The sequence below is a fragment of the Escherichia sp. MOD1-EC6021 genome, assembly GCF_002965245.1.
In the GTDB taxonomy this organism is placed as follows: Bacteria; Pseudomonadota; Gammaproteobacteria; order Enterobacterales; family Enterobacteriaceae; genus Escherichia; species Escherichia coli_F.
In genome coordinates this window covers 1-471 of record NZ_PTRU01000119.1, presented here as the reverse complement: position 1 = coordinate 471, position 471 = coordinate 1, and the positions used below count along the sequence as shown (strand labels likewise).

Genomic DNA, 471 nt, shown 5'->3' with positions numbered 1-471 from the left:
TTTGAACTGTACCAGTTTGACAGAAAAGTCCTTCTCCAGCTTAAGGCGATTAATGCCCTGAAGCGACGGGAGTCCGCCCAGGCACTCTACACCTTTATAGAGAGCCTGCCCCGGGATCCGGCACCGATATCGCTGGCGCGGCTGCGTGCACGCCTCAATCTGAAGTCTCCTGTATTTTCCCAGAACCAGACGGTCAGACGGGCAATGGAGCAGTTGCGCGAGATTGGATATCTTGATTACACGGAGATCCAGCGGGGGCGGACAAAATTCTTCTGTATTCACTACCGGCGTCCCCGGTTAAAAGCGCCGAATGATGAGAGTAAGGAAAATCCGTTGCCACCTTCACCTGCGGAAAAAGTCAGTCCGGAGATGGCGGAGAAACTTGCCCTGCTTGAAAAACTGGGCATCACGCTGGATGACCTGGAAAAACTCTTCAAATCCCGCTGAACATAAACTGTAGTCAGTGAAGAG

General features: G+C 52.4%; 1 pseudogene. It reads left to right on the top strand.

What is annotated here, in order from left to right:
- Positions 1-447, top strand: a pseudogene (locus tag BEB54_RS28250) (protein RepA); the annotation flags it as partial.
- Positions 448-471: the final 24 nt, after the last annotated feature.